The following is a 19,654-nucleotide window of genomic DNA, read 5'->3' as shown; positions in this document are numbered from 1 at the left end:
GGGAGGCGCCGCACAGCCACTGGCTGCGCGGGATATCCGGCGGTGGACCGATCAGGGGGCGGCAGGTGCCGCAGGTCGGTCGCTGAACTCCTTGAGGTTCTTCTTGAGCTCGGCGCTCATGGGCACATTCAGCGGCACATTGCGTGGCGGGATGGGCTGCAGGAACCACTTGTCGTAGAGCTTCTCGAACTCGCCGCTCTTCATGAGCGAGACCAGCGCGGCATCGACTTCCTTCTTGAACTCAGGGTCGTTCTTGCGCAGCATGATGGCGTAGGGTTCGACCTGCAGGGCCTCGCCCACGATGGTCCATTCCGCCGGGTTCTTGGCATTGGCCACCAGGCCGTACAGCAGGATGTCGTCCATGGCATAGGCATCGGCCCGGCCGCCCTCGGCCAGCAGCGCGCCATCGGCATGGTCCTTGGCCAGCAGCATCTCGGTTTCCTGGTTGTTGTCCTTGAGGTACTTGCGCAGCACCTGCACGTTGGTGGTGCCGCTGGTGGTGGCCAGCTTCTTGCCCTTGAGGTCGGCCAGCGTGGTGATGCCCGAGGTCTTCTTCACCATCATCCGGGTGCCGGTGTAGAAGTAGTTCACCGCAAACTCCACCTGCTCGCGCCGCGCCACGTTGTTGGTGGTGGAGCCGCATTCCAGGTCCACCGTGCCGTTCATCACCAGCGGGATGCGGTTTTGCGAGGTGACGGGCTGGCGCTCGATCTTCAGGTCGGGCCGCTTCACCTTGGCCTTGAGCATCTCCACGATGCGGTCGCAGATCTCGATGCTGAAGCCGATGGGCTTGGCGTCGTTCAGGTAACTGAACGGCACCGACGAATCGCGGTAGCTCAGGTTGATCACGCCGGTCTGCGCCATCTTGGCCAGCGTGGGCTGCGGCTGGGCGAAGGAAGAAGACAGGGCGGCCAGCGACAGGGCGGCGCCAAGGGCGGTGCGGGTCCAGCGGTTCATGGGTGCTCTCCGGAAGTGTTGTAAGGGGGTCTGCGAACACTCGCAATGTACGGGCCCGGCCGCCGCGCCGCGAGTAGCAATTTCGCCATGGTGTATGCCTTGGCGGCATACGCCTGCAGGCACCGTCCTGGTGCAGGCGCACCGCCGCAGGAAAGGTATGCCGCCAGGGCATGGGCCATCGGCATTCCGGCAATCGACGCCGCCGCAGGCCACGCCGATGATGCGGGCTCTTTTTGTACCAAGGAGCAGGCGTTGTTGCGTATTGCAGTGATCGGTGGCGGCATCGTCGGGTTGACAACGGCGCGGGCCCTCGTCGCCAGGGGCCACGAGGTGGTGTTGCTGGACCAGGGCCCCGGCCCGGCCGGTGGTGCCAGCGCGCAGAACGGCGCGCAGCTGAGCTATGCCTATGTGGCGCCGCTGGCGGCGCCGTCCATCTTTGCGCAGCTGCCGTCGCTGCTGCTCTCGCCGTCATCGCCGCTGCGCCTGCGCCCGGGGCTGGACCCGGCTGCATGGCGCTGGTGCCTGCAGTTCATGGCCGCCTGCACACAGGCCCGCGCCGATGCCACCACGCGCCAGTTGCTGCACCTGGCCGGTGACAGCCACAGCGCCTTCCAGCATTGGCGCGCGAACGTCCCGGCGGCGCGCATCGAGCATGCCACGCAGGGCAAGCTGGTGCTGTACCGCAGTGCCGCAGGCCTGGAGTCTGCCAGCCGCCAGGTGCAGCTGCAGCAGGCCATGCACGGCCCCCTGCAGCAGGTGCTGACGGGCGCGGAATGCTGCGCGCACGAGCCTGCGCTGGACCCCGCCGCAACGCTGGCGGGCGGCATCTGGACCCCGAGCGAGGAAGTGGCCGACTGCGCCAGGGTGTGCACCGCGCTGGCCGACGAACTGGCCAGCGGCCCGCGCTTCACCGCGCTGTGGAACCATCGCTTTCTCGCCTGGGACCGCCAGGACAGCGAGCCCCGGGGCCTGCTTGCCGAGCACGACGGCACGCAGCAGCGCATTGCCTTCGATGCCTGCGTGGTGGCGGCCGGGGCGCAGACTCCCGGGCTGCTGCGCCCTCTGGGCGTGGGCGGCAGCGTGTCCATCCAGCCGCTCAAGGGCTACAGCATCGACGTGGCGGCCGGGCACATCGTGCGCATGCCCGCCACCAGCCTCACCGACACCGCCACCAAGACCGTGTTCGCACCGCTGGGCACGGGCCCCACGCGCCGGCTGCGCGTGGCCGGATTTGCCGAGCTGGTGGGCCAGGACACACGCATCGACCACGGCCGCATCGCCTTGCTGGTGGACAGCGTGCGCCAGTTGTTCGGCCTGCGCGGCACGCCGGGCGACGTGCGCCCCTGGGCCGGCCTGCGCCCGGCCACCCCCACCGGGCTGCCGTGCATTGGCCGCGCCGGTGGCTTGCGCAACCTGTTCGTCAACTCCGGCCAGGGCGCCCTGGGCTTCACGCTGGCCTTCGGTTCTGCCGAGCGGCTGGCGGCGCACTTCGAGGGTAAGGCCCCGGCCTCCCATTTCTCTTCTTCAGCCGCACTGGCAGCGGGCAACGCATGAGCAACGACAACACGTACCTCCCTTTCATCGACGACGCCTTCGTGGCCAAGCACCTGAGCGTACCCACGGTGCGCGAGTCCATCGCGCGCGCCTTCGCCAGCCTGGCAGCGGGCACGGCGCAGATCCAGGCACGCACCCGCATCGAATGCGGCGCCTTCCGGCTCAGTGCCATGGGCGCCGTCTGGCTCGACGAAGGCCTGGCCGCCGTCAAGACCTATGGCACCGTGGCGGGCCGCTTCGATTTCGTCTGCAACCTGTTCGACACGGCAACGGGCCGCCCCCTGGCCACCGTGCAGGGCAACGAGATCACCCGCTTTCGCACGCCGGCGCTGTCGGTGCATGCCGTGTCGCGGCTGGCCACCGGGCGCCGCGTGCTGGCCCTGTTCGGCACCGGTGTGCAGGGCAGCGCCCACCTGGACGCCCTGATGGCCGAGCAGCCCTTTGACGAGGTGCGCGTGGTCGGCGTGGGCGATACCACGGATTTCTGCGCCCAGGCAGCGCAGCGCTGGCAACGGCCGGTGCGCGCCATGGCGGCCGATGCCGCCGTGGAAGGGGCGGACGTCATCGTCACCGCCACCCGATCCAAGACCCCGGTGTTCGACGGCAACCGCCTGAAGCCCGGCGCTACCGTGATCGCCGTGGGCACCAGCCTGCCCACGGGCAGCGAGCTCGACGATGCCACCCTGGCGCGCGCGGCCCGCCTCATCGTGGAATGGAAGCCCCAGAGCCTGATCGAGGCCGGCGAGGTGGTGACCGGCCAGGCCCATGGCGTGCTGCCACCCGAGCGCATCGTCGACCTGGTGGAACTGGGCGCGGCAGACGCCCTCTGGCGGCAGTCCGACAGCGAGGTCGTGGTCTTCAAGTCGGTGGGCGTGGGCCTGACCGACCTGGCGGCCGCAGCCCTGGTCTGGAAGGCCTGGCAAGCGCAACACGGCGGCGCCTGAGGCGGCCGGCCCCCTCCCCTGGGGCGCCGGCACCCCGCGCGCCTGTTACGCTCTGTGCCCATGTTCCGCATCCGCCACATCGAGATCTTCTATGCCGTGATGCGCGCCGGCACCGTCAAGGGCGCGGCCGACACCTTGCACATCACCCAGCCCGCGGCCTCGCGGCTGCTGCAGCAAGCCGAGCAGAGCATCGGTGTCACGCTGTTCCAGCGCGTGCGCGGCCGGCTCACGCCCACGGTGGAAGCCCGGCGCCTGTTCCCCGAGGTGGAGCAGCTCTTCGGCCAGCTCGATGCCGTGCGCCGCAGCGCGGCCAACCTCGGTGCCGGCTCCGACACGGTGCTGCGCCTGCTGTGCGTGCCCGGGCTGTCGATGGAGGTGCTGCCCCAGGCCCTGGGCCGCTGGAACCGCGCCTACCCGGACGTGCGCCTGACCTTTCGCACCCTGCACTCGCGCCAGATCGCCGACGCCATCGTGCGCCGCGAGGCCGACCTGGGCTTTGCCCTGGAGCCCTCGAACCACCCCGCCGCGGTGGACCTGCCCATCGGCCGCGGCCGCGTGGCCTGCGTGGGCCTGGACCTGCCGCCCGGCGATGGCCCCGTCCCCCTGCAGGCCCTGGCCGACCACCCGCTGATCGACCTGGACCCGGCCGACCCCATCGGTCGCCAGCTGCACATGGCCTACGACGCCCATGGCGTGGCGCCTGCCGCGCGCATCACCACCGCCAGCTACCACGCCGCCATCGAAATGGCCGCTCAAGGCCTGGGCTGGGCCCTGGTGGACAACTGGTCGGCCTGGTACGCCCGGCGCCACCCCGGCCTGCAGGTGCGCCCCCTGGCACCGGAGGTGGGCACGGTGGCCTATGCGCTGCGCTCGCGGGACCTGCCCTGGAGCGCGGCGGCCGGTGCGCTGGTGGAGGAGATGGGGCGGGCCTTGGGGTAGTGGATGGTCCGCTGCCGGCTACTGCAGGCATGAAAAAAGCCCGTCCCTCCGCGGTACGGGCTTTGGTAGTGCGCGGGAGACACCCGCGCGGGCGGGCCAGGGCCAAGCCCGGGGGAACATCCCCCGCGGGGGGCGGGCGGCCGTCAGCGCGGCTTGCGCGTCGACATGCCCAGCGCTTCCTTGTGCTTGTCGATGCGAGCCTGCTTGCGCTCTGCCATGCGCTCCATGGCCTTGCGCTTGGTATAGCCCGTGCCGTCGGCCCAGGCCCACCAGACGATGGTGGCTCCATAGAAGCCCAGGATCACCCACCACGACATGTTGGCCACGGGGCCGATTTCAAGGTATTTGAGTGCCGTCAGGATCACGGCGATGGCAAGTATGTACATAGCATTCTCCAATCAATACGGGGGCGCAGGGACTTGGCGGCCTGCGGGGCAGCAGGTCAACCCAAGTCACTACAATTCCGTTAAAAGAACTGTAACCCAACCCCACAGGAAAATCCCCACCATGAAGCGCACTCTGATCACATTGGCCCTTTCGCTGTCGGTGGCGGGCCCCGCCATGGCCGACCTGGCGCTGGCCACGGCCAAGAGCTGCATGGCCTGCCATGCCATGGACAAGAAGGTGGTGGGCCCCTCTTACAAGGAAGTGGCCGCCAAGTATGCGGGCCAGAAGGATGCCGTGGACAAGCTCGCGGGCAAGATCATGAAAGGGGGCGGTGGCGTGTGGGGCCCCGTGCCCATGCCCGCCAATGCCCAGGTGAACGAGGCCGATGCGAAGAAACTGGCGGCCTGGGTGCTGACGGTCAAGTAAGCCCACCGCTCTGCGCCCCCTACGCAACAGCCGCCTCACTGTGCCAGTGGGGCGGCTGTTGTGCTTCTGGCACCTTGGTACAGGCCGTGTTACACGAGGTTCATGTCGGCACCGCGCACGCGCAGTTGCTGCTCCAGTTGCCCCACGTAGGCAGCGGTGGTGTTGTCGGACTCCTGGGCTCGGGCGGCCAGGCGGGTTTCGAGGTGGTCCAGCCGGGCCAGCAGGGCGGTATGCGTTTGCTGCTGCTGGGTTTCCAGAAAGCTGCGCAGCTCGGTGAATCGCGAAGCCTCGGCCTTGTCGGCCAGCTCGCGCTGGGCCTGCAGCTCCTTGGTGTGGCGGCGTGTCTCCAGCAGCACCGAGCCCTGCAGCGACAGCACGTAGGCCACACCCACGACGGCCAGCAAGGCCGTGAGCCCCAGCATGAGCAGGCCCAGGGGCGCCTCCAGCGTGGTCAGGCCCAGGGACACTGGCACGGGGGCAGACAGCGCGGCCCAGTTGAGAGCCGCCAGCACAGCAATCGCCAGCATGGTCAGCAGCAGCACGATGGATCGTAATTGCATGGTAAAGCTCCGTTCGTTCGTTGCACGCATCGCCCACCGGCCCTCATGGCCGGCGGCGCGTTGAACGGGTTGTAACCCATGCGGGGCTGCAAACACAGTCCTTGCAGCGGTTTGCCGAAGCTGTCCTACAGGGGTGGCTGCCAGGCCGCCGCGCGGCGGCCGGTGGCCGGGATAAAAAAGTTGCGAAGCGTCCCGAAACGAAAAAGAGAGGGAGGGAGGAAAGCGCTCCGGAAGGGGCAGTCGGGCCCGCGGGACCCGAAAGGCTTCGCAACGTCAAAAAGGTGCTTCGACCACGCGCGGTGGATGAACAACGGGGTTCTGTGGCCACATCACATTGCCTTCGGCGATATGAGTGTCCCCGAATCCGGCAAGCGCTGCGCGCAGGCGCCGCTTACGCGGCGCCTTCCTGGATCAATTGGTCTGGGCCAATTGATCCAGGATTGCCGGATTCTCCAACGTGCTCGTGTCCTGCGTGATCGCCTCCCCCTTGGCGATGCTGCGCAGCAGCCGGCGCATGATCTTGCCGCTGCGGGTCTTGGGCAGGTTGTCGCCGAAGCGGATGTCCTTGGGCTTGGCGATGGGGCCGATTTCCTTGGCGACCCAGGCGCGCAGCTCGTTGGCGATCTGCTTGGCCTCTTCGCCGGTGGGGCGCGAGCGCTTGAGCACGACGAAGGCGCAGATGGCCTCGCCGGTCACGTCGTCGGGGCGGCCCACCACGGCGGCTTCGGCCACCAGGTCGGTCTTGGAGACCAGGGCCGACTCGATCTCCATGGTGCCCATGCGGTGGCCCGAGACGTTGAGCACGTCGTCGATGCGGCCGGTGATGCGGAAGTAGCCGCGGTCGGCGCTGCGCACGGCGCCGTCGCCGGCCAGGTAGTAGCCCTTGAGCTCTTCGGGGAAGTAGGCCTTCTTGAAGCGCTCGGGGTCGTTCCAGATGGTGCGGATCATGCTCGGCCAGGGGCGCTTGATGACCAGGATGCCGCCCGTGCCGTTGGCGATGTCGTTGCCCACCTCATCGACGATGGCGGCGGCGATGCCGGGCAGTGGCAGCGTGCAGCTGCCGGGCACCAGCGGCGTGGCGCCGGGCAGCGGGGTGATGACATGGCCGCCGGTCTCGGTCTGCCAGAAGGTGTCCACGATGGGGCAGCGCTCGCCGCCCACGTTCTTGTGGTACCACATCCAGGCTTCGGGGTTGATCGGCTCGCCCACGCTGCCCAGGATGCGCAGGCTCGACAGGTCCGAGCGCGCGGGGTGCACGGCGGCATCGCCCTCGGCAGCCTTGATGAGCGAGCGGATGGCAGTGGGGGCCGTGTAGAAGATCGTGCATTTGTGCTTTTCGATCATCTGCCAGAAGCGCCCGGCGTTCGGGAAGGTCGGGATGCCCTCGAAGATGATCTGCGTGGCGCCGGCTGCGAGCGGACCGTAGGCCACGTAGGTGTGGCCGGTGATCCAGCCGATGTCGGCCGTGCACCAGAAGATGTCGTCCGGGCGCAGGTCGAAGGTCCAGTCCATGGTGAGCTTGGCCCACAGCAGGTAGCCGCCGGTGCTGTGTTGCACGCCCTTGGGCTTACCGGTGGAGCCGCTGGTGTACAGGATGAACAGCGGGTGCTCTGCCCCCACGGCCACGGGCGGGCAGTCGGTGCTCTGGCCTTCCAGGGCCTCGGTGAAGGTCTTGTCGCGCCCGGCCACCATGTTGCAGGCCGTGGGCGTGCGCTGGTAGACGAAGACGTTGCGGATGGTGTCGCAGCCGCCGGCGGCCAGGGCCTCGTCGATGATGGCCTTGAGCGGCAGCTCCTTGCCACCGCGCATCTGGTAGTTGGCGGTGATCACGGCCACGGCACCCGCGTCGATGATGCGCTCCTGCACGGCCTTGGCGCTGAAGCCGCCGAACACCACGCTGTGCGTGGCGCCGATGCGGGCGCAGGCCTGCATGGCGATCACGCCCTCCACCGTCATGGGCATGTAGATCAGCACGCGGTCGCCCTTTTGCACGCCATGGGCCTTGAGCGCATTCGCGAACTGGCTGACGCGGGTCAGGAGCTCCTTGTAGGTCACGCGGGTCACCGTGCCGTCGTCGGCCTCGAAGATGATCGCGTCCTTGTTCTCGGTGGGCGTGCCGATATGGCGGTCCAGGCAGTTGGCGCTGGCATTGAGCTCGCCATCGTCGAACCACTTGAAGAAGGGGGCATTGGATTCGTCGAGCGTGCGCGTGAAGGGCCGGGTCCACTGCACGTTCTCGCGCGCCAGGCGCGCCCAGAAGCCTTCGAAGTCCTTGTCGGCCTCGGCGCACAGGGCGTCGTACCCTGCCATGCCGGAGACCCGGGCCGCGCGGACGATGGCATCCGACGGGGGGAACACACGGTTTTCAACCAGCACGGACTCGATTGCCGATGTAGAGGTGGATGCTGCACTCATCTTGTTGTCTCCTGGGTCTGATGGAATTGATTTGGCCGGTACTGTCCTGCGCGGCACTTACAAGCCACTGACTGGCACGAAGCTTACAGCTCCTGTCACAGGCCACTTCGGGAGACACCCTAAAATCGCGCGTCTCCCCAACACCCCCACTTTATGTCCGCCCCCAAGCCGCCCCTGACTCCCGCGCCCATGCGCCCCCTGCCCTCGCTGATCTTTGCCAGCCGCTGGCTGCAGCTGCCCCTGTACCTGGGCCTGATCCTGGCGCAGGCGGTGTACGTGTTCCACTTCTGGGTGGAGCTGGTGCACCTGATCGAGGCCGCCTTCGGCAACACGGCGGCGCTCAAATCGCTGGTGTCCAGCATCGGCTACAAGAGCGACGTGGACGTGACCGCGCTCAACGAAACCATCATCATGCTGGTGGTGCTGGCGCTGATCGACGTGGTGATGATCTCCAACCTGTTGATCATGGTGATCGTGGGCGGATACGAGACCTTCGTCTCGCGCCTGCACCTGGAAGACCACCCCGACCAGCCCGAATGGCTGAGCCACGTGAACGCCTCGGTGCTCAAGGTCAAGCTGGCCACCGCCATCATCGGCATCAGCTCCATCCACCTGCTCAAGACCTTCATCAACGCCGCCAACTACGACCTCAAGGTGCTGATGTGGCAGACCATCATCCACGTGGTGTTCCTGCTGAGCGCACTGGCCATCGCCGCGACGGACCGCCTGATGGCGCACAGCGCACCGCCCGCCAAGCACTGACCGCCTCCCCCAAAAGCCCCGCACGGGCCTGCCAGCGCAGGCCCAGCGGGGCTTTTTCGTGGGCGCCGTACGCGCTGCACGCACTGCGCCCGCGTATACCACCGCCCGAAAAGCCCGCACTTTCGACATAAACACACTGAATGCCTATAATTCATGGGTGTTTTACAACCTGCAACGCAGGTAATTCACCCTTCCACGGGGTGAATCTCCCTGTCGGGACGGCTGAAACCTGTTGACGGACAGCCCCCGACGCCATGGCCGGATCTCCGGCCCTGATGCATCATCTTTCGGCGCTCAAACACCCCCTGCGGTGCCGCGCCGACTCCCAGGCCCTTGCGCACCACCTCGCGTGCCATCCGGGCCGATCCGGGTACCTGCCGTACCCATCCCTGCCTTTGTGCCCTGCGCCTGTGCGCCGGGTCGGCTGCCGCATCAGGGCTTCGCTTTTTCGGCCGTCGACCGAGCCTGGGCCACCTGCGGGTGGCCGGGCGTGCTGTTCCACCCGTCACCCACCGAGGAAGGACCCACCACATGGCCAAGCAAATCACCATCGAGCATGTGTTCAAGGTTTTCGGCGACGCGCCGCAGACCGCGCTGGACCTGGCCCGCCAGGGCCTGGACAAGAAAGACATCCTGGCGCAGACCGGCCAGTCCATCGGCGTCTTCGACGCCAGTTTCACCATCGCGGCCGGCGAGATCTTCGTCGTCATGGGCCTGTCGGGCTCGGGCAAGTCCACCCTGGTGCGCATGCTCAACCGCCTGATCGAGCCCACGGCCGGCCGCATCCTGGTGGACGGCGAGGACATCAACGCCCTGGGCGGCCGCGCGCTGCGCGCCCTGCGCCGCAAGGACATCAGCATGGTCTTCCAGTCCTTCGCGCTCATGCCGCACCTGACGGTGCTGGACAACGCCGCCTTCGGGCTCGCGCTGGCCGGCGTGGGCCGGGCCGAGCGCGAGCGACAGGCCGCCCTGGCATTGGACCAGGTGGGCCTGGCGGGCTGGGGCGCAAGCTACCCCGACGAACTCTCTGGCGGCATGCAGCAGCGCGTGGGCCTGGCGCGGGCACTGGCCAGCGACCCGTCCATCCTGCTCATGGACGAGGCCTTCTCTGCCTTGGACCCCATCATCCGCACCGAGATGCAGAGCGAGCTGCTGCGCCTGCAGCAGGTGCGCCGGCGCACCATCGTCTTCATCTCGCACGACCTGGACGAGGCCATGCGCATCGGCGACCGCATCGCCATCATGAAGGATGGCGAGGTGGTGCAGGTGGGCACGCCCGACGAGATTTTGCGCAACCCGGCCAACGCCTACGTGCGCAGCTTCGTGCGCGGGGTGGACGCGGCCGCCGTGTTCAAGGCCGGCGACATCGCGCGCAAGCGCCTCACGGTGGTGAACGAGCACAGCGACCGGGGCGCCCGCGCGGCGCTGCAGCTCATCGAGGGGCATGACGACGACTTCGCCTACGTGCTCAGCCCCACCCGGCAGTACCTGGGCACCGTGTCGGCCGATTCGCTGCGCACGGCCCTGCGCGGCCACACCGGGCCGCTGGGGCTGCAGCATGCCTACATTGGCGTGGTGGAGCCCATTGCCGCACAGGCCCCTGTGGCCGACCTGTTCGGCCAGGTGGCCCAGGCCCCGTGCGCGCTGCCCGTGGTGGACGCGGACGGGCGCTTTCGCGGCGCCATCAGCAAGACCACGCTGCTGCGCTTTCTGGACCGGGACACGCCGCCCCTTCCTGCCACCACCCCCTCCACCGCCACCACCGGGAGCCCCGCATGACCGAGACGACCCTGAACGCCACGCTCCCCGCCATGGAGCGGGAAGCATCCCTGCCCCTGCAGACCGACGCCAGCCCGTGGGCCGGCGATGCCACCACCGCCCTGCCGCAACCCGCGCCCTTCGTCGATCCCTGGCAGGCCTCCATGCAGGCCGGCGACGGCGGCGCGGCGTCCACCGACTGGCTCATCAACACGCCCACGCCACCAGTCGACATCGCGGCAGCCGTGGATCCGTCGGCCACGGGCGGCCAGCCCCTGCACCAGCTGTTCGACGGCTCCCTGCCCGTGGAGGACTGGATCAACCAGGGACTGACCTGGGCGGTGGCGCATTTGCGCCCCTTCTTCCAGAGCGTGCGCGCGCCCATCGACGGCACACTCAACGGCGTGGAGGGCCTGCTCACCAGCCTGCCCGCACCCGCCATGGTCGTGCTGGCCGGCCTGCTGGCCTGGCAGTTCGCCGGCCGTGCGCTGGCGCTGGGCACGGTGGTGTCGCTGGCACTGGTGGCGCTGCTCGGCATCTGGCCCGAGGCCATGGTCACGCTGTCGCTGGTGCTCACCTCGCTGGCCTTCTGCGTGCTGATCGGGCTGCCCCTGGGCATCGTGCTGGCCAGCAGTGACCGCGCACAGCGCCTCCTGCGCCCACTGCTTGATGCCATGCAGACTACGCCGGCCTTCGTCTACCTGGTGCCGGTGGTGATGCTGCTGGGCATCGGCAACGTGCCGGGCGTGGTGGTCACCATCGTCTTCGCGCTGCCGCCGCTGGTGCGCCTGACCAACCTGGGCCTGCGCCAGGTGCGGCCCGACCTGATCGAGGCCTCGCGCGCCTACGGCGCCTCGCCGCTGCAGATGCTGGTGAAGGTGCAGTTGCCGCTGGCCATGCCCTCCATCATGGCCGGCATCAACCAGGCGCTGATGCTGTCGCTGTCCATGGTGGTCATCGCCTCGATGATCGCCGTGGGAGGCCTGGGGCAGATGGTGCTGCGCGGCATCGGCCGCCTCGACATGGGCCTGGCCACCGTGGGCGGCCTGGGCATCGTGCTGCTGGCCATCACGCTGGACCGCATCACCCAGGCACTGGGCCGGCCGTGCCGCGGTGCACGCCGCTGGTGGCACAGGGGCCCCGTGGGACTGGCGCTGCGCCTGGTGGCACGCCTGGCGCGGCCCGCCGGCGCCCCGCCGCAAGGCGATGCATCGCCCGCCCCGGCAGCCCTGGCACGTGCCGGGCACTGAACGCCCACAGACAGACAAGGAACCCATCCATGGCATTCAAGAACCACCGCATCGCCGCCGTGCTGGCCGCCCTCGCCCTGGCCGGCGGGGCACACGCGCAAGGCGACCTGCCCGGCAAGGGCGTTACCGTGCAACCGCTGCAAAGCTCCATTGCCGAAGAAAGCTTTCAGACCCTGCTGGTGGGCCGCGCGCTCGAAAAGCTGGGCTACACCGTGCAGCCCAGCAAGGAGGTCGAGTACCCCACGGCGCACGTGGCCATCGCTCAGGGCGATGCCACCTACATGGCCAACCACTGGGACCCGCTGCACGCCGACTTCTACAAGAACGCCGGGGGCGACGCCAGGCTCTCGCGCACCGGCAGCTACTCGCAGAACGCCGTGCAGGGCTACCTGATCGACAAGAAAACAGCCGACCAATACGGCATCACCCGCATCGACCAGCTCAAGGACCCCAAGCTCGCCCAACTGTTCGATACCAACGGCGATGGCAAGGCCGACCTCACGGGCTGCACGCCCGGCTGGGGCTGCGAAGGCGTGATCGAACACCAGCTCACCGCCTACGGGCTGCGCAACACCGTGACCCACGTGCAAGGCAGCTACTCGGCGCTGATTGCCGACACCATCGCCCGCTTCCGCCAGGGCCAGCCCATCCTGTACTACACCTGGACGCCCTACTGGGTCAGCGGCGTGCTGCGCCCCGGGCAGGAGGTGGTGTGGCTGCAGGTACCGCACTCGGCGCTGCCGGGCGATCAGGCAGGGGTGGACACGGAGCTGCCCAACGGCCGCAACTATGGCTTCATCCCCAACCAGCAGCGCATCGTGGCCAACCGGCAGTTCACCGACCAGAACCCGGCAGCCGCGAAGCTGTTCGAGCTGATGCAGCTGCCCGTGGGCGACATCAATGCCCAGAACCTGGCCATGCGCGACGGGCAGAACCGCCCGGCCGACCTGGCACGCCATGCGGACGGCTGGATCCGCGCGCACCAGGCCACCTTCGATGGCTGGATCGCGCAGGCGCTGGCAGCATCCCGATAAATCGGCAAGTCGTGCGGAATGTCTCACTCTTTCGGGTGAGTGTGTGTCGTGCAGGCCACAAGTGCCGATGGCACGCCGCAGCCGGCAGGGCGCGCGCCGCATAATCCGGCCGCTTCGACCCACCCTTGCCGGCCATCGCCGATGGCCTGCCGCACCACCATGCAATGCCCGCGCTGCAACTGGCAGAACCACGCTTCCTACACCCAGTGCTTCAGCTGCCAGGCCCCGCTGCCGGTGGCTGGCACGCAGGCAGGCGCAGCACCGGCACCAGCCCCGTTCGCCTTCCCCACGGCCAAGCCGCCCGCGCCAGCCCCCCGGCCCGCGCCCGCGCAGGCGCACCAGGCCGAGCTGGTCGAGGTGTTTCCCGGCACCCTGGCGCGCCTGGGCGCCACGCTGATCGACGGGCTGCTGATGCTGGTGCTGCCGATTGCGATGGTGCTGGCCTGGGTGTTCGCCCGCCCCGCCTTCGACGCGGCGCCCAACGCCGCCTATCCGGCCGCACTGGCGCTGGCCGTGCTGGGCCTGTTCTCGCCCGCGCTGATGGACGCCATGGGCGCGGGCTCCCCAGGCAAGCGCCTGCTGGGCATGCGCGTCGCCACGGCCACGGGCGGACGCCCCGGCGTCATGCGTTCCATGTTGCGGCATTTCCTCAAGTACACGCTGACCCTGGGTCTCACGCTGGCCATCCCCTTCCTGCTGCACCGCGTGCTCACGGCCCTGTTCGGCGAGCGCGGCCTGCACAGCTCGATGACCGGCACCTTCGTGGTCTCCAGCCGCGCCAGCGACACCGCCATCCAGAAGGCCGTGGCACTGGAACGCGGCCCCGGCTGGTTCCTCAAGACGATGGTGGTGCTGGGCGCCTTGTCGGCCTTCAGTTTCGCGATCATGGTGGCCGTGGCGCTGTGGAACCAGGGCGACGAGCCCGCCAACCCGCACCGCGAACAGGTGCGCCAGCTGGACAAGGCTGCACGCCCCGTGCTGCAGCTGGTGGAGAACCACTACCGCAGCAGCGGCGGCTTCCCAGCCAATGCCGCGGCCATCGGCATCACCCAGGCCGGGCAGTTGCCGGCAGGCTTCAAGGCACTGGCCATCGAGCCCGCCAATGGCGTGGTGCGCCTGACCATTGCGGACGGTGCGGGCGAGCCACTGGACGGCAAGCACCTGGTCTACATGCCCACGATGAAGAAGCGCAAGGGCCAGAGCGACCTGGGCAAGTGGCAGTGCGGCAGCGACGACATCGCCCGCGAGAACCTGTCCTTCGGCTGCCGCCACGCCGTGGCGGGCGCGGCAAAGTAACCCGGCCGCGCGGCCCCGTCCCACGCCGGAGCCGAGCGGATTCCTACGGCCGGTAGCGGCGGGCCGCGGTGTGATCGGGGCATGTCGTCGCCTGCTCCGTCCCCCCGCAAGACCACTCCATCCCGTCCCCGCCTGCCGGGTGGCCTGCGCTATGTGAGCACTGCCATGCCCGGCCTCACGCGCGTGAAGCGCGGCAAGGCCTTTCGCTACCGCAGCCCCGACGGCCAGTGGGTGGTGGACCCCGACGAGGTGGCGCGCATCAACAAACTGGCGATTCCCCCGGCCTATACCAGCGTGTGGATCTGTCCGCTACCCAATGGCCACCTGCAGGCCACCGGCCTGGACGCACGCGGCCGGCTGCAGTACCGCTACCACCCCGACTGGCGCATGCAGCGCGACGAAAGCAAGTTTGGCCGCATGCAGGCCTTTGGCCGCGCGCTGCCGCGCATCCGTGCGCGTGTCGCACGGGACCTGAGGCAAGGCGTGCGCGGCAAGGCCCTGTCGCGCACCCTGGTGCTGGCCACGCTGGTGCGCCTGCTGGACACCACCTTCGTGCGCGTGGGCAACGAGGAATACGCCAGCAGCAACAACTCCTTCGGCCTGACGACGCTGCGCACACGCCATGCCAGGCTGCACGGCAGCAAGCTCACCTTGAGCTTCCGGGGCAAGAGCGGCGTGCCGCAGCAGGCTGAGCTGGACGACCCGCGCGTGGCCCGCGTGGTGCGCCGCTGCCAGCAGCTGCCGGGGCAGGAGCTGTTCCAGTACGAAGACGAAGAAGGCCAGCCCCATGCCGTAGGCTCGGGCGATGTGAACGATTACCTGGCCGAGATCACGGGAGGCGACCGGGCCGGCGGCGATGCCCTGCGCTTCACCGCCAAGGACTTCCGCACCTGGCATGGCACGGTGCAGGCGCTGGAGCTCACGCGCCTGGCCTGCGCGGGCCCGGCGGGGCCACAGGCCTACCGCGCCAAGGACATCCTGGCCGAGGTCGCGCGCCAGCTCGGCAACACCCCCGCCGTGTGCAGGAAGTCGTACGTGCACCCGGCGGTGCTGGAGCTGGGCTCGCGCCTGGCATCCGATGCCGGGCCGGGCATGCAGTCGGTGTGGGAACGCATCGGCGGCGCAGCCTCGCCCCGGGGCCTGAGCGCGGCGGAGCGGCGGCTGCTGGCCTTTCTGCACAGGCCGCCCGGCGAGGGATAAGCCGCCAGGCGCCCTGTCGCCAATGTTCCCTGCGCCCAGCACGTGGCGCCGGAGCATCGCTAAAATTGCTGCAGCGCGGCAAACGCCGGTCCTCCCTTTCGACTTGCCCCGAGAGCAGCCACACACCATGCTGGATTCCCTGAGCCACGGCGTTGACCGCAATGCGCAGCAGCGCCCCTTCCTGAGCCTGGAGGAGCGCGACGCCATCAACCGCGGCCGCTGGTTCGCCGCGCTCACCCCCTCGCTCCGGCACGACATCCTGCGCCTGGGCCGCGTCACGCGCTACGCGCACGGCAAGATGATCGTCGAGCAGGGCAAGCTGGCGACGGACTGGTTCACCTGCGCCAGCGGCGCCATCCGCTTTCGGCGCACCACGCCCTCGGGCAAGCAGGTCACGCTGGCCTATGTGGAGCCGGGCATCTGGGTGGGCGAGGCCGAGGTGCTGCACCAGGGTGCCAACACCTACGATGCCCACGCGCACGGCCCGACCACCGTGCTCAGCGTGGCCGAGGCCGTGTTCCGCCAGCTGCTGCGCGAGCACCCCTCGTTCGGCGAAGCCCTGCTCACCCTGCAGGCGCGGCGCATGCGCTACCTGTACTGGATGATGGAGGACATGGCCACCCTGCCCCTGCGCGCACGGCTGGCCAAGCAGCTCCTGCACATGCTGCGCCGCTTCGGCGAGCGCGCCGCCGTGCCGGGCACGCGCGGCGCCATCGGCCTGTCGCTGGTGCAGGACGAGCTGGCGCAGCTTTTGGGCGGCTCGCGCCAGCGCATCAACATGGAGCTCAAGTGGATGGAGCGCGAGGGCATCATCGGCATCCACCAGCGCGACATCGTGGTGCACAACCTGGCGCAGCTCGAAGCGCTGGCGCAGCAGGAATCGCTGGCCCAGGATTGAGGCCTCAGAGCGGATCACAAAACTCAGCGAAGCGGTTCTGGCCAGGCGCTGCGTCGCAGGCAGTACGGGTAGTACGGCAAGACGCAGCAACGACGCCAGAAGAGTTTTGTCAGCCGCTCTTACTGGAAGATCACCAGGCCCTGGTCGGCAATCACCACCGGGTAGTCGCCCACGGGCAGGTTCTTCACCTGCACGCTGTTGGCACCCGCGTTGTTGTTCACAACGACGCTGGTGTCCGTGAGCTGGTAGACACTGCCATCGAGCAGGTCCGCAAAGCGCGGGCGCAGCGTACTGCTCTGCGCATAGCGCGGGAAGTGAAAGCCCGTGCAGCTGATGGTGATGGGCGCGGTGCCCGCCGTGGCGGTCGGCAGCTCGGTGGTCTTCTTCCACACCACCAGCATGTTGCGCACCACGCCCGCATCGTTGCGCGAGTACGCATGCACCGTGTGGCCGTAGGGCGCGGTGCAGCCGTGGTTGGCGATGCGCTGCAGGCGGTTGTCGAAGATCGCCGTCACGTTCTGGTAGGAGCCATAGGCGATCTTGCGGCCCTGCACGGTCTGGTCGCCGTTCTTGGGGCCCGAGGCCGGATTCGGGTTGTACTGCCAGGTGCCCGTGCGCAACAGCCCCTTGGTGTTCTTGGTCGAATCGTAGTGCAGGTCGACGATGGTGAAGATGTTGGTCTCGATGCCGCGCGAGAAGTCGCCGAGCATGCGCCGCAGCATGTACTTGGCCTGGTTCGCCTCGTCGAAGGCCGCGCCCTCGCACAGCGCAAAGTACTGGCAGGCGCTCGATGGCGCACCGTTCTCGCCCTGGCGCAGCTTGAAGCCACGGCCCTCGACCAGCGTGCGCAGCGCATCGAACCTGGTCAGTTGGGACGGGTAGGAGTCATAGTCCGGCAGGCCCCAGTAGGGGTGAAAGCCCACCGACACGTCGGCATTGGGCACGGTCGCACCCTTGTTGTCGGCAAAGTAGTTCACCACCGATTGGGCGTACAGGTAGCCATCGGACGTGGCCCCACCCAGCACGCCAGTGGTGAAGGAGCCGATGGTGATCTTGGCGCCCGGCTGGATGCTCTTGATCAGCTGCGCGGTCTGCACTGCCAGCTGGGCGTAGTCGGCCGCGGGCACATGGCCATCGGGCTCGTTCCAGATCTCCCAGTCGCTGACCTTCACGGTGGGCTGGTTGTAGCGCGTGACGGTGGCGCGCACGAAGTCCAGCCACTTCTGCCGCCCGGTGCCCGTGGGCAGCGCACCGCCCAGGCCCTTGGTGCCACAGTTGGTGCAGCCCGCCTGCTCGTTGCCATAGCCCAGGAACACGAAGGGCTTGACGCCCTGCGCCCGCACACCGTTGACGATGGCGTCGAGCTTGGCGAAGTCGTAGGTCGCGGGGCTGGTGATCACCGGCTCGATGAAGTGCCAGCCCGACTGGATGCGCACCTTGGAGGCGCCCAGCGGGCCCAGGTAGTCCTTCCAGTTGTCGAAGGTGCTGAACCCCCGGTCGGTGGTCTCACCGCCGATGCCGAAGGGGCTGGTGATGCCGGCGGCCACCATGTCGGCCGTGCTGCGCGGCTTGATCTCGCCGATGAGGCCGAAGCCGGGCCCCGGCTGGGCGAAGGCGGTGCTGGCGCAGGCGGCGAGGGCGAGCGCCTGGGCAGTGGTTTTCAGATTCCAAGTCATGGTTGTCTCCTGTAGTCGTTGTTGGGCGGCCCGCAGGTGTACGAGGCCAGGGGTGGTTGCGCGAAGTGCTCAGGGGTGGGTCAGCTCCTTTCCGATGGCAAGCCCGGACAGAACCCACGCAGGTGCGCTCTGGTAGACCACGGGCCGCAGAAAACGCTCGCAGGCGTGCAGCCCCACCGAGGTGGAGGCTGGCTGCGTGGAAGAAGGCCAGGGGCCGCCGTGCTGCTGGGCGCGCGTGACCGCGACGCCGGTCGGCACACCGCCGAACAGCACCCGGCCGGCGCGGGCCGTTGCCACGGCAACAAGCTGCCGGGCCAGCGCGGAATCTGCCTCGGCCCCCCAAAGGGTGGCGACCAAGGCGCCCTCCATGGACGCGAACACGGCGGCCAGCGCGCTTTCGTCCTCGCAGACGACGACCAGCACCGCAGGCCCGAAGACTTCGTGGCGCAGCGCTGCCTGGTCCGCCTGGCGCATGAAATGGTCGGCCTGCACGGTGGCGAGCAGCGGGCCCATGTGCTCGGGCGCGGGTTCCACCAGCAGATGCACGGCGGCGTTGCGGCGCAGGGCCTGCGCTGCAGCCAGGTAGGCCTGGGCGATGGCCGGGGTGAGCATGGGGTGCGTGGGCGCCGCGGCCAGCTGCCGGGCGAGTTCACCGATGAAACGGCGCGGCGCCTCGCCATCGACCAGCACCACCACACCGGGGCGTGTGCAGAACTGGCCCATGCCCAGCGCCACCGACGCAGCCAGCTGGGCCGCCAGCGCCTCGGGCGCCTGGGCGGCAAAGGCCGCGGGCAACACCGCCAGGGGATTGACCGACCCCAGCTCGCCAAAGAAGGGAATCGGCACGGCCCGCTGCGAGGCCAGGGCCTGCAGCGCCAGTCCGCCGCGCTGGGACCCCGTGAACGCCACGGCCTGGATGGCAGGGTGGCCAACCAGCGCAGCGCCGTGCTCCACCGAAGCACCGTCCACCAGCCCCACCAGGCCGCTGGGCAGACGTTGCGCCTGCAGCACTTGCTGCACCCGCTGGAACACGGCGCGCGACAGGCGCGGGTGGGCTGGGTGCGCACGCACCACCACCGGGCAGCCGGCGGCCAGCGCCGACGCGGTGTCGCCCCCCAGCACCGAGAACGCGAAGGGAAAGTTGCTGGCCGCGAACATGGCCACCGGCCCCAGGGGGACGAGGAGGCGGACCATGTCCGGCCTGCCGCGCGGCGGCGCCCCGTCCAGCGCAGCGTCGTGCTCCACCGCGTGCAGGCGACCCGCGAGCACCAGGTCCGCAAAGGCGCGCAGCTGAAAGCAGGTGCGGTCCAGCTCCCCGTTCAGCCGTGTGGCGCCCAGATGGGTTTCCTCATGCGCCAGCGCCACCAGGGGCTCGCGGTGCTGTTCGAGCACCAGGGCCAGCGCCTGCAGGAGCGCGGCCCGGGTCGATGGGTCGCTGGCCGCCCAAAGCGGGGCGGCCAGCGCCGCGTCGGCGGCAGGATCATGGGAGGAAGTGGGCGATTCGCAGTGCATGGCGGGGGCGGTGTGGAATGGAACGGTCGGCAACGGACAGCACGCGCACCCCCAAAGGTGCGCGCGCAAGGCCTTGGCAAGCGCGC

Annotated in this window: 17 protein-coding genes; 11 read left to right on the top strand and 6 right to left on the bottom strand. The window is 69.0% G+C overall.

Features of this window, described 5'->3' with window-relative positions; all coding sequences use genetic code 11:
* Positions 1-51: 51 nt before the first annotated feature.
* Positions 52-957 carry an amino acid ABC transporter substrate-binding protein gene (locus AC07PA_RS25225; RefSeq protein WP_494609056.1) on the bottom strand — a complete coding sequence of 302 codons (906 nt, stop codon included), beginning with the start codon at positions 955-957 and terminating at the stop codon, positions 52-54.
* A 252-nt stretch (positions 958-1,209) separates the two neighbouring features.
* Here AC07PA_RS25225 and AC07PA_RS25220 point away from each other — a divergent pair, with 252 nt between their 5' ends.
* Genes AC07PA_RS25220 through AC07PA_RS25210 form a run of 3 tightly spaced genes read left to right on the top strand, consistent with a single transcriptional unit; the run spans position 1,210 to position 4,394 of the window.
* On the top strand, positions 1,210-2,511 hold the full coding sequence (locus AC07PA_RS25220; RefSeq protein WP_494609057.1) for an FAD-dependent oxidoreductase: 1,302 nt from the start codon (positions 1,210-1,212) through the stop codon (positions 2,509-2,511).
* A complete protein-coding gene (locus AC07PA_RS25215) occupies positions 2,508-3,455 on the top strand; it encodes an ornithine cyclodeaminase family protein (protein ID WP_494609058.1) in 948 nt (315 codons plus the stop codon). Before AC07PA_RS25220 ends, AC07PA_RS25215 begins: the two co-directional genes overlap by 4 nt.
* A 60-nt stretch (positions 3,456-3,515) precedes the next feature.
* Positions 3,516-4,394 (top strand): LysR family transcriptional regulator, encoded by an 879-nt coding sequence (locus AC07PA_RS25210; protein WP_007855281.1) that lies wholly within the window; start codon positions 3,516-3,518, stop codon positions 4,392-4,394.
* Between the two features lie 143 nt (positions 4,395-4,537).
* Here AC07PA_RS25210 and AC07PA_RS25205 read toward each other — a convergent pair whose 3' ends face one another.
* Positions 4,538-4,780: a TIGR04438 family Trp-rich protein gene (locus tag AC07PA_RS25205; protein ID WP_494609059.1), complete on the bottom strand. Its 243-nt coding sequence runs from the start codon at positions 4,778-4,780 to the stop codon at positions 4,538-4,540.
* Between the two features lie 121 nt (positions 4,781-4,901).
* On the opposite strand from AC07PA_RS25205, the gene AC07PA_RS25200 reads away from it, so the two are divergent.
* On the top strand, positions 4,902-5,207 hold the full coding sequence (locus AC07PA_RS25200) for a c-type cytochrome (protein WP_007855278.1): 306 nt from the start codon (positions 4,902-4,904) through the stop codon (positions 5,205-5,207).
* An 89-nt stretch (positions 5,208-5,296) separates the two neighbouring features.
* Here AC07PA_RS25200 and AC07PA_RS25195 read toward each other — a convergent pair whose 3' ends face one another.
* On the bottom strand, positions 5,297-5,767 hold the full coding sequence (locus AC07PA_RS25195) for a LapA family protein (protein WP_494609060.1): 471 nt from the start codon (positions 5,765-5,767) through the stop codon (positions 5,297-5,299).
* Positions 5,768-6,178: 411 nt separating this feature from the next.
* Positions 6,179-8,182, bottom strand: coding sequence for an acetate--CoA ligase (gene acs, locus AC07PA_RS25190; RefSeq protein ID WP_145696139.1), 2,004 nt, complete (start codon positions 8,180-8,182; stop codon positions 6,179-6,181).
* 153 nt (positions 8,183-8,335) lie between these two features.
* On the opposite strand from acs, the gene AC07PA_RS25185 reads away from it, so the two are divergent.
* From AC07PA_RS25185 to AC07PA_RS25155, 7 genes are all read left to right on the top strand, one after another.
* On the top strand, positions 8,336-8,944 hold the full coding sequence (locus AC07PA_RS25185) for a TIGR00645 family protein (RefSeq protein ID WP_494609061.1): 609 nt from the start codon (positions 8,336-8,338) through the stop codon (positions 8,942-8,944).
* A 531-nt stretch (positions 8,945-9,475) separates the two neighbouring features.
* On the top strand, positions 9,476-10,723 hold the full coding sequence (proV, locus tag AC07PA_RS25180) for a glycine betaine/L-proline ABC transporter ATP-binding protein ProV (RefSeq protein WP_007855274.1): 1,248 nt from the start codon (positions 9,476-9,478) through the stop codon (positions 10,721-10,723).
* The gene (proW, locus tag AC07PA_RS25175) at positions 10,720-11,952 is read left to right on the top strand and encodes a glycine betaine/L-proline ABC transporter permease ProW (protein WP_494609062.1); all 1,233 of its coding nucleotides are present in this window, start codon (positions 10,720-10,722) and stop codon (positions 11,950-11,952) included. Before proV ends, proW begins: the two co-directional genes overlap by 4 nt.
* Positions 11,953-11,981: 29 nt before the next feature.
* Positions 11,982-12,986 carry a glycine betaine/L-proline ABC transporter substrate-binding protein ProX gene (gene proX, locus AC07PA_RS25170; protein ID WP_494609063.1) on the top strand — a complete coding sequence of 335 codons (1,005 nt, stop codon included), beginning with the start codon at positions 11,982-11,984 and terminating at the stop codon, positions 12,984-12,986.
* A gap of 141 nt (positions 12,987-13,127) precedes the next feature.
* The gene (locus AC07PA_RS25165) at positions 13,128-14,282 is read left to right on the top strand and encodes an RDD family protein (RefSeq protein WP_494609064.1); all 1,155 of its coding nucleotides are present in this window, start codon (positions 13,128-13,130) and stop codon (positions 14,280-14,282) included.
* A gap of 81 nt (positions 14,283-14,363) precedes the next feature.
* Entirely contained in the window at positions 14,364-15,482 is a 1,119-nt protein-coding gene (locus tag AC07PA_RS25160) for a DNA topoisomerase IB (protein ID WP_494609065.1), read from the top strand.
* A 127-nt stretch (positions 15,483-15,609) separates the two neighbouring features.
* Positions 15,610-16,380 (top strand): Crp/Fnr family transcriptional regulator, encoded by a 771-nt coding sequence (locus AC07PA_RS25155; RefSeq protein WP_494609066.1) that lies wholly within the window; start codon positions 15,610-15,612, stop codon positions 16,378-16,380.
* Between the two features lie 119 nt (positions 16,381-16,499).
* Here the strand turns inward: AC07PA_RS25155 and AC07PA_RS25150 are convergent, their stop codons facing one another.
* Positions 16,500-18,056, bottom strand: coding sequence for a glycoside hydrolase 5 family protein (locus tag AC07PA_RS25150; protein ID WP_494609067.1), 1,557 nt, complete (start codon positions 18,054-18,056; stop codon positions 16,500-16,502).
* A gap of 69 nt (positions 18,057-18,125) precedes the next feature.
* Complete coding sequence (locus AC07PA_RS25145) at positions 18,126-19,568, bottom strand: aldehyde dehydrogenase family protein (protein ID WP_494609068.1); 1,443 nt, start codon at positions 19,566-19,568, stop codon at positions 18,126-18,128.
* Between the last annotated feature and the right edge of the window lie 86 nt (positions 19,569-19,654).

The sequence above is a fragment of the Acidovorax sp. GW821-FHT09B03 genome, from assembly GCF_059418305.1.
The sequence above is the reverse complement of the archived record's forward strand: the minus strand, read 5'-3'. Positions and strand labels throughout refer to the sequence as shown.

Coding starts and splice junctions, on each gene's coding strand:
- AC07PA_RS25225 (WP_494609056.1), bottom strand. CDS start 957: ATGAACCGCTGGACCCGCACCGCCCTTGGCGCCGCCCTGTCGCTGGCC.
- AC07PA_RS25215 (WP_494609058.1), top strand. CDS start 2,508: ATGAGCAACGACAACACGTACCTCCCTTTCATCGACGACGCCTTCGTG.
- AC07PA_RS25210 (WP_007855281.1), top strand. CDS start 3,516: ATGTTCCGCATCCGCCACATCGAGATCTTCTATGCCGTGATGCGCGCC.
- AC07PA_RS25205 (WP_494609059.1), bottom strand. CDS start 4,780: ATGTACATACTTGCCATCGCCGTGATCCTGACGGCACTCAAATACCTT.
- AC07PA_RS25200 (WP_007855278.1), top strand. CDS start 4,902: ATGAAGCGCACTCTGATCACATTGGCCCTTTCGCTGTCGGTGGCGGGC.
- AC07PA_RS25195 (WP_494609060.1), bottom strand. CDS start 5,767: ATGCAATTACGATCCATCGTGCTGCTGCTGACCATGCTGGCGATTGCT.
- acs (WP_145696139.1), bottom strand. CDS start 8,182: ATGAGTGCAGCATCCACCTCTACATCGGCAATCGAGTCCGTGCTGGTT.
- AC07PA_RS25185 (WP_494609061.1), top strand. CDS start 8,336: ATGTCCGCCCCCAAGCCGCCCCTGACTCCCGCGCCCATGCGCCCCCTG.
- proV (WP_007855274.1), top strand. CDS start 9,476: ATGGCCAAGCAAATCACCATCGAGCATGTGTTCAAGGTTTTCGGCGAC.
- proW (WP_494609062.1), top strand. CDS start 10,720: ATGACCGAGACGACCCTGAACGCCACGCTCCCCGCCATGGAGCGGGAA.
- proX (WP_494609063.1), top strand. CDS start 11,982: ATGGCATTCAAGAACCACCGCATCGCCGCCGTGCTGGCCGCCCTCGCC.
- AC07PA_RS25165 (WP_494609064.1), top strand. CDS start 13,128: ATGGCCTGCCGCACCACCATGCAATGCCCGCGCTGCAACTGGCAGAAC.
- AC07PA_RS25160 (WP_494609065.1), top strand. CDS start 14,364: ATGTCGTCGCCTGCTCCGTCCCCCCGCAAGACCACTCCATCCCGTCCC.
- AC07PA_RS25155 (WP_494609066.1), top strand. CDS start 15,610: ATGCTGGATTCCCTGAGCCACGGCGTTGACCGCAATGCGCAGCAGCGC.
- AC07PA_RS25150 (WP_494609067.1), bottom strand. CDS start 18,056: ATGACTTGGAATCTGAAAACCACTGCCCAGGCGCTCGCCCTCGCCGCC.
- AC07PA_RS25145 (WP_494609068.1), bottom strand. CDS start 19,568: ATGCACTGCGAATCGCCCACTTCCTCCCATGATCCTGCCGCCGACGCG.